Genomic DNA, 14,853 nt, shown 5'->3' on the forward strand with positions numbered 1-14,853 from the left:
CTCGCCGTTAGTTGTTTTAAGACCTGTAACTTTACCGTTTTCACCTAAGTATTCTTCAGCTAATTCACCAAAGTGAGTGTGAATACCGTTAGCACGTAAGTTTTCATCCATTGCTACTGCGAAGTCTACATCGTAGTAGTTCATTAATGAATGTTCTTCAGCGTCAAAGATGTGTACTTCTTTACCACGGCGAGCTGCTGCTTCAGCAATCTCAACACCGATGTAACCAGCACCGATAACACATACAACGTTTGCATCATCTGCTGCTAAGGCTTTGTCTACTTCTTGACCTTCTTGGAATAATTTTAGGAAGTGTAATCCTTCTAAGTCATTACCTGGTAATTTAGGTGCGATTGGAAGTGATCCAGTTGCTAAAACTAATTTGTCATAGTTTTCTTCTAATTTTTCACCTGATCTAGTTTCTGCGTAAACAACTTTATTTTCAAAGTCAATTTCTTTTACTTCTGTTTCTAAAGATATTTTTGCACCTTTAGCTTCGAAATCTGCAGCATTTGTGTAGAATAAACCTTCATAACCATCAATTTGACGACCTACCCATAATGCGGTCCCACAACCTAAGTATGATAAGTTAGAGTTACGGTCTAATAATGTAACCTCTACGTCTTGATCTGAATCTAATAATGTGTTTGCTGCTGAAATACCTGCATGGTTAGTTCCTACTACTACAACTTTCATTAAATGTTTCCTCCTCGGTGTACATATCTATTGCTCATTTATTTACAAGCTCAGAATAACACCATTTTTTTGGGATGACAAACCAAAGTTGTATAATTTATAAAAGCTCACAAGGTCTATAGCAAGCAATTTTAAACGATAGTTTGTGAAAAACTTATTATATACCTTTAAAAACAGTTATTTTATTGCATTTTTTGTTATTTTTCTTAAAAATTATATTTCTTTAACCAAATTCGATATTTCACAAATTTAGATATTTTAATACATTATTTGTACTTTCTATACTTTTATCCACCTATAAAAGAAAAAAGCACTCACAAATATCGAGTGCTCTTCCCCTATATATCAATGTTTCTACCATTTTTTACTTGTGCAGATTTTATATGTGAAAAAGTTTGTGTATTTTTATACGATGTTATATTCTATCAATTTCTTTATCAGTTAATGTTTGGTGACGTAGACTCTCTAAAAAGCTTACTTTTAGCTCTATATCTTGTTTCCCAGCTACTTGACGGACTTGCTCGCGGTATCTGACATCAATCTTGATAATCTTATAGATTGAAGCTAGAACCGGCACCCCAATTAGCATACCTGGGATTCCCATCAAGCCACCACCAACAGTCACAGCGAATAAAACCCACATACTAGGTAGACCAATTGAATCCCCCACAACACGCGGATAGATTAAGTCTCCTTCCAATTGTTGAACAAATAAAACAAAAATGAGGTAAACCACCGCATAGGTCGGGTTTAAAGCTAAGAGGATAACCACCCCAACTGCACCAGATAAGAAGGCACCTATAATCGGAATCAATGCCATCACACCTTGAAGGACACCTAACATCGCAGCATAAGGAACTTGCAGAATAAATAACCCCGCTGTTACCAAAGCACCTAAGATGATCGCTTCAATGACCATTCCTGAAATAAACTTAGAAAATGTTTCATTAGCAACTCGAGCCACATTTTCAATTAATTGGTGGATATCATCGCGGACATATACTATTAGCAACCGATCCACTTGTTTGGCCAATTTTTCCTTTGAAAAAAGAATATAAATCGCAAACAAAATGCCTAAGAAGATATTAGTTATAGCACCAACCGAAGTCGTCAATACCGAAACAGACGTCGTTGCTAGACTTGAAGCTACATTGTTTATACCACTTGCTACATTAGTGAAGATACTGTTCCAATCGATATTCGCTTGGTTCGCTAAGTCATTCACTAAAGGAACCAATGCTTCTTGATTGTTAAACCAATTTGTTAGATTATCTACTGCTTCCGGCACTACATCAATCAAGGTCATCACTGCTGAAGCCAATTGTGGTACCACAATTACCACCGTCGCCGCTATCACTAAGCAGACGACTAAGATAGCTAAAATAATTGCAACTGGTCGTCTTGTACCTTTTAAATACTTATTTTTTGCATTCGGGTATAAGTATTTTTCAATCCAAGTCATCAATAAATTTAAGACAAAGGCAATCATTCCACCTAAAATTAAGGGAAAAATCACTGACCAAATCATCGTGACAGTTTGTACAAGATAGGACCAATTGATGACAGCTAATATAAATACTGCAATCAAGGCCAACCATTGTATCCCTTGTTTTGTTGGGCCATTTAATTTTTTCAATTCAATCCACTCTTTCTCTACTTTAATATATACATTTTAACATATTAGGCTAAAACTAGGTTAGTTAGAACAGTTGAATCAATCGAACCAAAATACGGCGTTAAGTCAATATCGTTTAAAGCGCTCGCTACTGCATCTTCCCTTAATGGACAGCCTATGAGTAGGTTTTCTATATCTGCTATGTCTTTCTTTCCAAAAAAATCACCATAAATCCGACATTTTTGAATATGCCCCTTAGCAACTTCCAAGGTTACTTCAAGTGTTCCAACACCCGGAACGCGTATATCATTTTTGATGGCATAATTAGGATTATTCCCAAAATTCCAGGACCAATTCTTATATTTGTCCGCTACCATCTGGTCAATGATTGCCCAATCTTCATCACTAAGCGCATACCGTTTGGCCTGATGCATATCGTCTATCCCTAAGAATTCTGCGGCCATAAGATCTTTAAATTCAAAATTAGATAAGTTCTGATAAGCTGGTGCAAGATGACTTCGAATATCCGTTACCCGAGCGCGAACGGATTGAATCCCTTTTGAAATGATTTTCTTTTCATTAGGATTGAGGGCTTTGACCATAGCATCATAGTCGACATCAAGCATTAAGGAGAAGCCACCATATACTAAATTATTCTTCATGGTCATGGCAGCCCCTGAAATCTTTTTCCCAGCAATTTCTAGGTCATTACGGCCACTTTGACTCAGATCTTTCACCCCAAATTTTTCTAAGGCATCAATAGTTGGTTGATATAACTTGGCATAATTACCATAAATATCCGTAGCACCAGGATATAGGAAACAGAAGTTAACGTGTCCTGCATCCTGATAAAGGGTTCCGCCACCGGTATCACGGCGGACTAGTAAGATATCATGTGCTTTCACATATGCTTCATTAACCTCTACTAAGGAATTTTGGAAACGCCCTACCTGGACAGTTGGTCCTACGATATAAGGTAACAATATCGGCTCTGTAATTTCAAGATGCTCTTGCACATAGACTTGGACCGCTAAGGCGTAAGCACCATCCATCATATATTCACCGTTTCGAATGGGTTCTATTACAATCATTCAACTAACGCCTCCTGCATTAAAGCATTTGCACCAATAATCGTTTCTGCAATATCCTCATCTAAACGATACGTTTGTTGTTTTAAGTGGTCAGGAATGCGGTATAATTTCTTATTCATTGGTACATACATCGCTTTAGGGTTTTTAGCCGTCATCTCTTGGAAAGGTGTCTTTACAAATTGTGGCGTGGTATAACCGACCCCGATATCTAAAAAGAGAATAGCTTGTCCCTCGTATTCATCCAAAAAGGCATCATAGCGTGCTTTTTGTGCAAAGAAATCTGGACTTTCAACCATCCCTTTACCTGCTTTTCGTTTATTTACTTCCATAACAGCCCCACATTTTGGACAACGCGGAATTAAATCATAAGGAATCTCCATATTTTCTTGCCTTATTACCATTTCTCTAATTAAATCATCATCCCGGTAGGTTTCTTGATGGCACATTTGACTACACTGCATCAAGATATACTCTCCTTGAATATGGAAGACCTTATCCATATCATAATCAGCAGCCGCAAAGGCATTATCGGCATTGGTCGTAATAATATGATGTGGTTTACTTCTTAATAAATCTTTCAACGCAATGTAAGATTCTCCAACTGGTTGATCAAGATAATTTAAGGCGATAAAACGTGATTCAAAAGCCCAATATTCTTGCGTCGATGGAAAATCGAATAAACTAGCTTGTAACATATCGAAGAAACCATATTTCTCAATAAAGTCAGGGAAATTATTTTCAAACCGCGGCCCCACATAGGTAAAGCCATCTGCAGCCGACATGCCAGCCCCGATACCGATAACTACAGCATCTGCCTCAGTTATTGCTTCTTTTAACATACTTGCTTGATTTTCTGTAGGGTCCTCAAAGGATTTCCACATACCTATACTTCTTCCTTTCCTGTAAAAAGAGTAGGCAGCTAGTTTTTAGCCTACCTACTCCAAAAATGCGTTATTTAATTGATTAAAACTTTTTGATATAAGGCCAAATCTTCATCCAAGAAGACATTAAAGACAGCCTGTAATGAACTATCCGTTTCCTTTAAATAATTTTGAACTGTTTGAATGGCAATATCTCTGGCTAATGCCTTTGGAAAATGAAACTCACCAGTTGAAATGCTACAAAAAGCAATAGTCGAAAGTCCTCTAGCATCCGCTTCTTTTAGGGAATTTAGGTAGCAAGCTGCCAACAAATCTTGGTTCATTTTTGACACAGGTTCCTTATAAATCACCGGCCCCACCGTGTGAAAAATGAATTTTGCTGGCAAGTTGTAAGCTTTTGTAACCATGACCTTCCCCACTGGCAGTTTACGGCCATTTAATGCCTTAGCCATATCCGTTCTTACCTGAGCACCCGCCATTGTATGGATTGTATTGTCTATACAATGATGGTTTGGAATATAGCAACCTAGTCCATTCTTATTAGCCGCGTTCACAATGGCATCCACCTTCAAGCGGGTAATATCCCCTTGCCAAAGAAAAATACGTTGGTCCAACTGGCTTTTTTGCCATTGGTCTGGGCTGGCAGCTGGCGCTAGATTGGCTTGAAGTAGAGATTCTTCTGCCAGTAAGTATTCCGGGCTTGGTTGGTAGACATCGCGTACATTGACTAAACCTCTAAAAACCGTCCAGCGACTGTGGTCATCAGGGATGGCGGTTATGTCTAGGCTGTTGTCAGCTTGGACGATGCCTGCCCTTTTCAAATCATCTCTATAGGCTTTTTGATGATTGGTTAAATTTGTTTGCTGGTCCCATAGGTATTGGATGAGTTGGTTGAGCTGTTTTACCATGTGCTAGGCTTCTGGTAGTTTGTCGTAGGCGTCTTGGTCTACGTTGGTCATTTTGTAAACCCAGCTTTCATCGGCTTTTTCTGAGTTTAATTGTTCTGGTGCGTCTTCTGTAGCCTTGTTGATGGCTGTGATGGTTCCTGCTAATGGCGCTTGCAGTTCTAAGACTGTTTTAGATGCTTCTAAGTTTAAGATGGCTTGGTTTTCTTCGACTTGGTCACCCTCTTTGGTGATAAATTCTACGTAGCCAACGGTACCAATATCATCTTGCAATTCTGGTGTCATGATAAATGTGAATTCGTCTCCGTTTTGTTCTACCCATAAGTAATTTGCTAGTTTGCGCATGTTGTTTCCTCCTAAAAGATTGATTGTTTTGTTATATTTTTCTAATTTTTTTTAATGTAGCATGTTTTTACTTGCTTGGCTAATGTTTCATTTGTGATGATTGTACTATAGAATATAGTTTTAAAATTTAGCTGATGCTATACACATATTCTCTAGATCAAGACTATAAATCAAAAGCTTGAGCAATCAATTCTAAATGTTCTTGCCGGCGCTTGACGCCTGGGACAGTTGGAATGACCATAAATTCATCGGCAGCTGTCAGCTGAATAATTTGCTCGATTTGACCTTTGACTTGTTGAATATCTCCGATAATCAGTTTTTTACGGTTACGGGCCATTTTCGCATGGTCGGCTTCCGTAAATTGATAATTGGCTGCTTCTTCAATCGTTGGCAAGTGGTCAAATTCACTGTAGTCTTTTTTCCCAAGAATCCATAGCTCAAAAGCTCGCTGAAGTGGCTTGATATCAGTTCCCTCTGGCACAACAGCAATGAAGGCTGAAACCATAAATTGAGGCTTAGCTAAAGTGACCGATGGTTGGAAGTTGTCACGATAGATTTTCGCAATCCGCCCAGCTGCTTCAATAGCATCCTCATCCTGGTTAAACAATAAACTGTAGACGTAGCCAATGCCTAAGCGGGCTGCCTTATAAGCAGATGCTTCACTGGCTGATAAGGTCCACAAGGTTGGTGGTGTAGCAGGTCTTGGATAGGCTTGCAGGTCGCCATAGTTATTGGGTGCTTGGCTAACAAAATCCCTTACTTCCCGCATGGCTTCTTCGTTATCTTTGTAACCCTTAAGATTGCTGTCTAAAGCATCTCGAACCGCTTGGCGGCCTGGATTATTGCCCATGCCTAAATCTACACGACCAGGATATAAATGGGCAATCGTATTAAAAACCTCTGCCACTTTTAATGGGGCATAATGAGGTAGCATCACCCCACCTGATCCGAATTTAAGCCGCTTAGTCTGACTTAATAGATAAGTCATCATGATTTCGGGGGCAGCCGATGGGTAGGCTGCTAAACTATGGTGTTCAGCAAACCAAAAACGATGATAGCCCAATTCTTCTGCCCTTTTAGCTAAATGAAGGGTATCATTGTAAGCGTCTGTGTCATTTTTTCCTAGGTCACGAGCGACGAAATCAAGGATATTAAATTTCACTGTATCCGTCATGAATCTGTACTCCTTTACTTTTACAAACTGTTATACTATGAGTTTATAATTCTATTCACAAATAACAGGACTAGCCTTTTTAACTATTATCATGATATCATATAAACTGTTCAAATGTTTGCATAAAACGCTTTTTTTGAATACGCATACAAAATATGCATTTTTCAAACATTCACTTCGTATGCGTTCATAGAAAGGAAATCAAATGATGACACAAGATTATAAGACATTATTAGAACCAGTGACCCTACCCAACGGTCAAGTCCTTGAAAACCGCTTTGCATTATCTCCAATCGTTACCAACTCTTCTACTCAAGAGGGTTTCATTACCCAAGAAGACCTTGATTACGCCAGTCGTCGGGCCAAATCTGCCCCTATCCAAGTGACAGGTGCTGCTTATATTGAGCCTTATGGTCAATTATTTGAATATGGTTTCTCAGCTGACGATGATCGCGCCATTCCTGGTTTAAGCAAAATGGCTGACGCAATGCAAGCTGAGGGTGCTAAAGCTATTCTGCAACTAACCCATGCTGGTCGTTTTGCCAATCAAGCAATTCTTGATTACTATACTGTTTACGGTCCAAGTCCGCAGACATTGCACACACCAATCGACCACCAAGTGCTCGAAATGTCACCACGAAAAATTAAACAAGTGATCCGTCAATACGGTGATGCAACCCGCCGTGCGATTAAAGCAGGTTTTGCTGGTGTAGAGATTTCTGCAGCCCAACGCTTACTCATGCAGACTTTCTTCTCCCCTTACTCAAACCAACGGACAGATGAATATGGTAGCCATACTTTAGAAAACCGGGCACGTTTTGGCTTAGAAGTCTTTAAAGAAGTTCAAAAAGTCATCAATGAAGAAGCGCCTGAAGGCTTTATTCTTGGGTTCCGCGGTACGCCTGAAGAAACACGCGGGAATGAAATCGGCTATACTGTTGAAGAATTTAACCAATGGGTGGACTGGATCCTTGAAGTGGCAGACTTAGACTACTTAGCCATTGCCTCTTGGGGACAAAACATCTTCCAACACACCGTTCGTGCTAAAGGCCAATATTACGGTCAACCTGTCAATAAAATTGTCCATGACCACTTAAATGGCCGTGTGGTAATGATGGCAACAGGCGGTATTAATTCTCCAGGGAAAGCCATGGAAGCTATCCAATACGCAGATATGGTGGGCATGTCTTCCCCATTCATCACAGAACCTGACTTTGTTAACAAGTTGACTGCTGGAAAAGCTGATGAAATCTACTTACAGCTAACCAATAAAGATATCGATGACTTAGCTATTCCCAAAGCGGCCTTCAAGGATATCGTTCGTATGATGGATTACGGTAAAGGTTTACCAAAAGAAGCCCGTGATAAATTACGTGAACACGAAAATAATTATGATGTGAAAAAATAGTTCAATATATTATCTAATTGTAGCTGAACGTTTATTAGCTATACTAAGCACTAGGAAAATCCAAATCCCTTATATAACATGCGCTTTAACTTGATAGTACACTATCAATGACAAGTGCATGTTTTTTATTTCGATTTTATGATGATAAAACTAGCAATAATTTGCGAAATTTCTTACAATATAATTGTAGATAGGAAAGGGCTTACATTAAACAAAACAACTTATATTATTATTTTTTTAGTCTAATTTGCGAATGCTTGAACATATGATCGGTCGACAATCTTAGGAGGATTATCATGACAAAATTATTAGATAAAGTAGCCGTCGTTACAGGGGCTGCCTCGGGAATTGGTAAGGGTATTGCAGAAGTATACGCTAAAGAAGGTGCTAAAGTAATCGTCGCAGATTATGATATGTCAGGTGCTGAAACTGTTGCTGAAGAAATTATTGCTGGTGGTGGTCAAGCATCTGCTGTTCAAGTAGATGTATCAGACAACGATCAGGTAGTCGCTACTATCCAAACAGCCATCGATACCTATGGTGGATTAGATATTTTAGTCAACAATGCCGGTATCATGGATAAAAACGAACCCGTTGCTGAAATTGATACCGAAAAGTTTGACCGGGTTATCGCAGTTAACGTGAATGGTGTCATGTATGGGATGCGTGCAGCAATTAATTATTGGCTCAACGAAGATAAACCAGGTAACATCATCAACATCACTTCTATCGGGGGCTTAATCCATGGTGTTGCAGGAACAACCTATGTTGCTTCTAAACATGCCGTATCTGCAATGACAAAATCAACCGCATTTATGTATACCAAACACAACATCCGGGTGAATGGGATTGCGCCAGGTGCTATTGCTACAAATATCGCTTCAACGATGACAGATTTAAGTGACTTTGGCAACAGCCGTATCGGAGGCGTGAGTGCCCTAAACCCTGGCATTGGTCATCCAGAAGATATTGCCCATGCAGCAGTCTTCTTAGCTTCAGACGATGCTAAGTTCATTACCGGTGATATCATTACCGTAGATGGCGGTTTCACTGCACCATTTTAATTCATTCATATTTTACATATTCTCTACTCAAAAAAAGCTGGTACTCATTTTACGAGTCCAGCTTTTTCTATATATTATCGGTCATCCTTTAATAGACGATTATGTGTTTGATCAATCAGAATTGCACCAAGAGGCGCGGTCACTAAAATAGCCACAACAGATATGGTTAAGATTGTTTGACCACTTGCTAATCCCATAGCTAAGGGTACAGCACCTATAGCGGCTTGTACGGTCGCTTTAGGTATATAGGCAAAAACAGCAAATAATCTTTCTGCTTTATTTAATTTTGTTCCTGCAAGAGACAGTAAAACACCAGCCGCCCTAAATACTAATAATAGAATAATTAATAATACTGCAATCATGCCAGAGTCTTTGACTGATTCAATGGACATACTGGCGCCCACTAATACAAATAAAACAATTTCAAAGGCCTGCCACAAATGATTGAAACCTATTTGTACGCCTTTAGCTTGAACTGGATTAACTCGAAGCATCATGAATCCCATAGCCATCACTGCAAGCAAGGCTGAAAAACCAATAGGCCCGGTCATCACTTTTTCAAGTCCGTCAAATAGCATAGCAATACCGAATGTTAAAATAACGGGATAACCACCTGATAGTTGATATTTTTCAATTAGCAAGGATAGTAGCCAACCGACCACCAAGCCACCAGCAATACCTAATATAATAGACGTAGGCATGGCAACCATACTTAACCAATGGAATTCCCCCGTTTGGGCTAGGGCTGTTAAAGCAGTGAAAATAATGATGACGAAGATATCATCCATGGAAGAACCCGCCAGAACCATCTGCGGTACCCCTTTTTCCTGTCCATATCCCTTACCCATTAGATCTAACATACGGGCAACAACAACGGCTGGTGATGTAGCGGCAATAACAGTACCTAGAATTGCTGCAGATAGGTAAGACATATCAAAAAATAGTGGCGCTAATATCATCGTACCAATAATTTCTATGGTAGCTGGTAAGAAGCTCATCAATATGGCTGGACGTCCTACTTTCTTCAAATCTTGTAAATCAATACTTAAGCCTGCTCTAAGCAAGATAATCACCAATGCAATTCTTCTTAAGTCACTTGAGATAGCTAAGGTCTCCTGACCAATCAAGTTAAATATAGCCGGCCCCATTAATAGACCCGCAATAATATAGCCAACTAAACTAGGTAAATTTAGGGCATCAAACAAGCACCCCAATAGATAACCCACAATAATCATAAATCCTAACGATAGTAACATTTTTTCCTCCTTTTGCAGGCACAAAAAAAGCTGACAGTCCTGCAATTTTACTTGCAGAAGTCATCAGCCTTTCAGCGGTTCGGTATAAGATGATTTTCAATAACCATCCACTTGACCAGGGAGAACCTCATTCCCTTTTCTATATTCCTTAGTATAGGGTTTTCTTCAATATAAGACAAGCCTTTAGTGAAAATTTCTTGCTATCAATTTGCCATGGGTGTATAGTGTAGGTGAACCTAAAAATCAGTCAAAAGTATCCATGAAAGGATGGGACAATATGGCTAAATTAGTATTTATCCGCCACGGGCAAAGTGAATTGAACTTACAAAATGTGTTTACAGGTTGGTTAGATCCAGCCTTAAGTCCACTAGGAGTAGAAGAAGCCAAGTCAGCGGGTCTCGCGCTTAAAGCAGAAGGTTTAACTTTTGATGTCGTACATACCTCCCTATTAACACGCGCCATTCAAACAACTTTTTATACACTAGAAAATCTAGATCAACTTTATTTACCAGTCCACAAACACTGGCGGTTGAACGAGCGCCATTACGGTGCCCTTCAAGGTTTAAACAAAGCAGAAACAGCTGCGATTCACGGTGACAACCAAGTACATATTTGGCGTCGTTCCTATGATGTACGTCCACCACAAGCCACAAGCAATACCTTTGACCGACGTTATCAAGACTTAGATATCGACCACTTATTAGCTGGTGAAAGTTTGCAGGATACTCTAAATCGAACAATGCCTTACTGGGAAGACCTTATTGCAGCTGATTTAAAAGAAGGTAAAGATGTCCTTGTCGTTGCGCATGGTAACAGTTTGCGATCTCTAACGAAGTATTTGGAAGATATTTCTGATGAAGATATTCCAAACTTAGAAATCGCAACAGGTGAACCGATTATTTATGATATTGATGAAAAGTTACATATTTCTAATAAAAAAGTTTTAACCAAAAAATAAACTAGCAAATAAAAAAATAGCTCGGAATTTTTGGCAGATTAGGCCACTAATTTCTAGGCTATTTTTTATTTTCTAAATATCTCTTCATAAGCTTGCGTTAACGCTACTAATTCATCCGGCAATGGCCATTGTGGTGGTTGTCCATTCATAATTTGAACGAATACATTAAGACAATTATGCCAACCTGTAGCAGTTTGCACTAGCCAAGCTAAGTCAGAAAATGTATGGTAGAAATGTAACTTTGAACCAGATGCTGTTTCAGAAACTTCCATACGCATCACATCTCGACTATCTTCAATAAATTCAAAACCATCAGCTAGTGAAAACTTGGTAATCACCCCTTGATAAAGATTACCTTCTCCATCATCAAATTTGATGAGCCCTCCAACTTGACCATCCATCTCTCCAGTTGCGAATGGATACCATTTTGAAAAAATGACTGGATCAGTCAAAGCATCAAATACAGCTTCTTTTGACTGATAAAATTCCCTTTCAAAGTATAGAGAATATGAACTTTCATTTTCAATTAACTGCCCAAATAACATGTTGTTTCCTTTCCCTAAAGCTAAATTTATTAGCATTTGGATTTCAATCCTCTTCATCTACATCATCGCTTAAATGTGTACTGACTTTTCTCGTCATTTTTCAATACTTACAGACACAAGTTGCTATGATAACCCATATTTATATTTTAGCCAACCACACTGCTCAACTTCTTTAACAACTGTCAACTTTTCCTAGTAATAATCAATCTCCCCTGATTATTACAATGAATTGTTAAAGAGATTGCTTCATTCAATTGGAAGTGGCAATAGGGTCCACCACTTAAAGAAATATATAGCTGGCTATTTAAAGTACACGTTGCCACAATAAGATTTACCGAGCAGACGCCACTAATCCTTATACAGTTTACCACAAGCAGGTGAAAATTCGAACTCCCGATATCAAATCAAGTCAAGCACCCTATTTTGTCATAAAAAAGAATCCAGCTTTCATACTGAATCCTTTATTTATTATCTATTAAATTACTTTACTTATTCGGCTTTTTTATCTTTTTTGTAGATAGCATCCACAATAATAGCAATAGCATTATCACCTGAAACATTTGTTGCAGTACCAAATGAATCTTGCGTGATATATAGAGAAATCGCTAATTGATTGAAAGCTTCTGTTAAACCAACCATTGGTAAGAATGGTAAAGCTGACATGATAGCCCCACCTGGTGCGCCTGGTGCAGCGACCATAGCGATTCCTAATACCATGACGAAAGCAGCCATTGTACCAATTGAGATTGGCATTGAGTACATCATTAAGATGGCTGTCACACAAGATATGATGGTAATCATTGAACCTGCTAGATGGATAGTGGCGCATAGTGGCACAACGAAGTTAGCAATTTGCTCAGAGACGCCATTTTTCCGGGCAATTTCAACGTTTGTTGGAATGGTTGCGGCAGATGATTGGGTACCTGCGGCTGTTAACCAACCCGGAATTTGATTCTTCATCATTTGGATTGGGTTCTTACCGGCGTAAGCACCAACCACGGCGAACATGCAGGCTAGGTATAGTAAATGTAAGACGATGGCAGTGACTAATACCCGCCAAAAGACTGACATAACGGCGAATACTGAACCCGAATATGACATGTCTGCAAAGTTGAAGAAGATATAGAATGGCAGGAATGGAATCACGACTGTTTGTAAGGTTAAATCGATGACCTTACCGAAGTCGGTAAATACTGTCATTAAAGATTCTCCGCGTCCTCTTGCTCGTAGCCAAGAAATCCCTAAGCCTAACATAAAGGCGAAAATGATGGCTGCGGTAACTGAAAACATGGGTTCTAGACCAATTGAGAATAAGGCGGTTGCCCCTTCGCCTGATTCTTGGATGGTATTTGCCAAATCGGAGGTGATAAACATTGGAAATAAATTGCTGGCCACAGTATAGGCTAGGATACCGGCAACGATTGTTGACCCGTAGGAAATGGCTACGGTAATCCCTAAAAGTTTGCCCGCACCTTCTGCTAGTTCAGCGATACCTGGAATAATCAGGCCGACGATCATCAATGGAATGATGAAGGACAGGAACTCAGAGAATAATCCGGATAATGTTTTTAATACTTGGAAGAAAATTTCTGGTAGAAAGCCAAATTGGCCGACGATGATCCCTAATATAATTGCAATTACTAATTTCAAGGCTAACGGTATTTTAAACCCCTTCTTTGCCATATGAACAACTCCTCTAAATCATTTCTTTCTCAAAAAGAAAAAAGTCCCAAATCAACTTGGGGCTTAAATTATTTTTATGAGATTACTGCTTTTATTTTAACAGATTTTTAATGAAATACACTAGGTAATTTCGACAAAATTGCATTCGCTTCTTGCCATTTCGGAAAATATTGGTCCATTAGCTGGTAGAAACGCTTGGTATGGTTGGTTTCTAGTAAATGAACTAATTCGTGAACAACGACTGATTCTAGGCAGATCAATGGTGCAGTGACCAAGTTCAAACTAATCCAGATGCGTTTCTTCTGGATATTGCAGGTCCCCCATCTGGTTTTCATTTGCTTGACCCGAAATTCATTGGCCCATACGTCCATATGGGCCATCATTTTAGGCCCGGTAATAGCTAATTGGTCTTTCAACGCTTGTCTGTAAAAGGTCATCATGACTTGTGTCCGCTCAACCTGGTCCATACCTGGTTTGACAGTTAAAACTAGCTGGTTATCCATTAATTGGCAAGACGTCGGACCCGGTTTTTCAATGACTAGTAAAGGATAGGCTTGGCCCCATAAATAATGGCTTTCGCCGGTTTCATAGCGTTTGACTTGGTCTTGGTAGCGGCTTTGGATATCCGCCTGCATCCGCTCAATTTGGGCTAAGTTGTTTTCCACGAAGGCGACAATAGCAGCTTTACTGGCATAATTGGGTGCTGAAATGCGCAGGTATCCATGAGGCGGGACGGCTTTTAAGGTCAAGTTTTTATAGTTGGCCTGCTTGGTTACTTGAACGGGATAGCCCGCGATGGTCATATCAAGTTTAATAACTGACACCTCCTTGCGTGATTATTTTGGCAAAATGACTGCCCTTATTCACTCTCGTTAATCTCTGTAATGAGGTTATCATAATTGACTGTGGCATTCATGAAAGCCGGATTATTGGTTGCGAAATGCTGGTGGAAGTCGGTGACGGTTTGTACGGATACGTCTGCATGATTAATCGTATAATCAATGATGTGCCCACCAAAGTTCTTGTCTTCGCTGATAAAATGGCAATGAAAGCCTTGTTTAACTACACCTTCAAATAGGTAAGGACCGTAAATCCCGATGCAAGTACCCTTGACGTTTTCTTGCTTGAATTCGGGTTGCTTACGACTGGCTTCGATAAAGCGCGGGAAAGGTTCTTCAACGCGCGGGATGACCCGGGTATGCATGAAATCAAAAGACCCTTCGATGCGGATG

At 39.5% G+C, this 14,853-nt stretch carries 15 protein-coding genes and 1 riboswitch; of the genes, 3 read left to right on the forward strand and 12 right to left on the reverse strand.

The window, feature by feature from the left end:
- The 7 genes from ACRCJ0_RS04435 to ACRCJ0_RS04465 form a co-directional block, all read right to left on the reverse strand.
- Positions 1-696: NAD(P)/FAD-dependent oxidoreductase (locus ACRCJ0_RS04435; protein ID WP_431389620.1), on the reverse strand; the 696-nt coding region annotated here is incomplete at its 3' end.
- Between the two features lie 415 nt (positions 697-1,111).
- Positions 1,112-2,332 carry an AI-2E family transporter gene (locus tag ACRCJ0_RS04440; RefSeq protein ID WP_431389621.1) on the reverse strand — a complete coding sequence of 407 codons (1,221 nt, stop codon included), beginning with the start codon at positions 2,330-2,332 and terminating at the stop codon, positions 1,112-1,114.
- A gap of 44 nt (positions 2,333-2,376) precedes the next feature.
- Positions 2,377-3,402: a lipoate--protein ligase gene (locus ACRCJ0_RS04445; RefSeq protein WP_431389622.1), complete on the reverse strand. Its 1,026-nt coding sequence runs from the start codon at positions 3,400-3,402 to the stop codon at positions 2,377-2,379.
- Positions 3,399-4,283: an SIR2 family NAD-dependent protein deacylase gene (locus ACRCJ0_RS04450; RefSeq protein ID WP_431389623.1), complete on the reverse strand. Its 885-nt coding sequence runs from the start codon at positions 4,281-4,283 to the stop codon at positions 3,399-3,401. Before ACRCJ0_RS04450 ends, ACRCJ0_RS04445 begins: the two co-directional genes overlap by 4 nt.
- Before the next feature lie 74 nt (positions 4,284-4,357).
- Positions 4,358-5,191 carry a protein-ADP-ribose hydrolase gene (locus ACRCJ0_RS04455; protein WP_431389624.1) on the reverse strand — a complete coding sequence of 278 codons (834 nt, stop codon included), beginning with the start codon at positions 5,189-5,191 and terminating at the stop codon, positions 4,358-4,360.
- Between the two features lie 3 nt (positions 5,192-5,194).
- The gene (locus tag ACRCJ0_RS04460; RefSeq protein ID WP_026466552.1) at positions 5,195-5,533 is read right to left on the reverse strand and encodes a glycine cleavage system protein H; all 339 of its coding nucleotides are present in this window, start codon (positions 5,531-5,533) and stop codon (positions 5,195-5,197) included.
- A 163-nt stretch (positions 5,534-5,696) separates the two neighbouring features.
- The gene (locus tag ACRCJ0_RS04465; RefSeq protein ID WP_431389625.1) at positions 5,697-6,707 is read right to left on the reverse strand and encodes an MsnO8 family LLM class oxidoreductase; all 1,011 of its coding nucleotides are present in this window, start codon (positions 6,705-6,707) and stop codon (positions 5,697-5,699) included.
- A 208-nt stretch (positions 6,708-6,915) separates the two neighbouring features.
- Here ACRCJ0_RS04465 and ACRCJ0_RS04470 point away from each other — a divergent pair, with 208 nt between their 5' ends.
- Positions 6,916-8,115, forward strand: a complete 1,200-nt coding sequence (locus tag ACRCJ0_RS04470) for an NADH-dependent flavin oxidoreductase (protein WP_431389628.1) — start codon at positions 6,916-6,918, stop codon at positions 8,113-8,115.
- Positions 8,116-8,411: 296 nt separating this feature from the next.
- Positions 8,412-9,179 (forward strand): glucose 1-dehydrogenase, encoded by a 768-nt coding sequence (locus ACRCJ0_RS04475; RefSeq protein ID WP_431383934.1) that lies wholly within the window; start codon positions 8,412-8,414, stop codon positions 9,177-9,179.
- A gap of 74 nt (positions 9,180-9,253) precedes the next feature.
- Here ACRCJ0_RS04475 and ACRCJ0_RS04480 read toward each other — a convergent pair whose 3' ends face one another.
- Positions 9,254-10,435 (reverse strand): cation:proton antiporter, encoded by a 1,182-nt coding sequence (locus tag ACRCJ0_RS04480; protein ID WP_026466556.1) that lies wholly within the window; start codon positions 10,433-10,435, stop codon positions 9,254-9,256.
- Positions 10,436-10,482: 47 nt separating this feature from the next.
- A riboswitch (Fluoride riboswitch) is annotated at positions 10,483-10,579 on the reverse strand.
- Positions 10,580-10,712: 133 nt separating this feature from the next.
- On the opposite strand from ACRCJ0_RS04480, the gene ACRCJ0_RS04485 reads away from it, so the two are divergent.
- Positions 10,713-11,393, forward strand: coding sequence for a 2,3-bisphosphoglycerate-dependent phosphoglycerate mutase (locus ACRCJ0_RS04485; RefSeq protein ID WP_026466557.1), 681 nt, complete (start codon positions 10,713-10,715; stop codon positions 11,391-11,393).
- A gap of 65 nt (positions 11,394-11,458) precedes the next feature.
- On the opposite strand, the gene ACRCJ0_RS04490 is transcribed toward ACRCJ0_RS04485, so the two are convergent.
- The 4 genes from ACRCJ0_RS04490 to ACRCJ0_RS04505 form a co-directional block, all read right to left on the reverse strand.
- Positions 11,459-11,974, reverse strand: a complete 516-nt coding sequence (locus ACRCJ0_RS04490) for an SRPBCC domain-containing protein (RefSeq protein ID WP_236702844.1) — start codon at positions 11,972-11,974, stop codon at positions 11,459-11,461.
- Positions 11,975-12,427: 453 nt separating this feature from the next.
- A complete protein-coding gene (locus tag ACRCJ0_RS04495) occupies positions 12,428-13,621 on the reverse strand; it encodes a dicarboxylate/amino acid:cation symporter (protein WP_418149901.1) in 1,194 nt (397 codons plus the stop codon).
- Positions 13,622-13,728: 107 nt separating this feature from the next.
- Positions 13,729-14,445 carry a M48 family metallopeptidase gene (locus tag ACRCJ0_RS04500; RefSeq protein WP_431389626.1) on the reverse strand — a complete coding sequence of 239 codons (717 nt, stop codon included), beginning with the start codon at positions 14,443-14,445 and terminating at the stop codon, positions 13,729-13,731.
- A 35-nt stretch (positions 14,446-14,480) separates the two neighbouring features.
- On the reverse strand, positions 14,481-14,853 hold a 373-nt coding region (locus ACRCJ0_RS04505; protein ID WP_431389627.1), incomplete at its 5' end, for an acetolactate decarboxylase.

The organism is Aerococcus sp. L_32, from assembly GCF_050689315.1.

Excerpts from the sequence above, each read along its gene's own strand:
- ACRCJ0_RS04465 (WP_431389625.1), bottom strand. The coding sequence starts at position 6,707 with ATGACGGATACAGTGAAATTTAATATCCTTGATTTCGTCGCTCGTGAC.
- ACRCJ0_RS04485 (WP_026466557.1), top strand. The coding sequence starts at position 10,713 with ATGGCTAAATTAGTATTTATCCGCCACGGGCAAAGTGAATTGAACTTA.
- ACRCJ0_RS04445 (WP_431389622.1), bottom strand. The coding sequence starts at position 3,402 with ATGATTGTAATAGAACCCATTCGAAACGGTGAATATATGATGGATGGT.
- ACRCJ0_RS04495 (WP_418149901.1), bottom strand. The coding sequence starts at position 13,621 with ATGGCAAAGAAGGGGTTTAAAATACCGTTAGCCTTGAAATTAGTAATT.
- ACRCJ0_RS04460 (WP_026466552.1), bottom strand. The coding sequence starts at position 5,533 with ATGCGCAAACTAGCAAATTACTTATGGGTAGAACAAAACGGAGACGAA.
- ACRCJ0_RS04455 (WP_431389624.1), bottom strand. The coding sequence starts at position 5,191 with ATGGTAAAACAGCTCAACCAACTCATCCAATACCTATGGGACCAGCAA.
- ACRCJ0_RS04470 (WP_431389628.1), top strand. The coding sequence starts at position 6,916 with ATGACACAAGATTATAAGACATTATTAGAACCAGTGACCCTACCCAAC.
- ACRCJ0_RS04450 (WP_431389623.1), bottom strand. The coding sequence starts at position 4,283 with ATGTGGAAATCCTTTGAGGACCCTACAGAAAATCAAGCAAGTATGTTA.
- ACRCJ0_RS04475 (WP_431383934.1), top strand. The coding sequence starts at position 8,412 with ATGACAAAATTATTAGATAAAGTAGCCGTCGTTACAGGGGCTGCCTCG.
- ACRCJ0_RS04490 (WP_236702844.1), bottom strand. The coding sequence starts at position 11,974 with ATGCTAATAAATTTAGCTTTAGGGAAAGGAAACAACATGTTATTTGGG.
- ACRCJ0_RS04480 (WP_026466556.1), bottom strand. The coding sequence starts at position 10,435 with ATGTTACTATCGTTAGGATTTATGATTATTGTGGGTTATCTATTGGGG.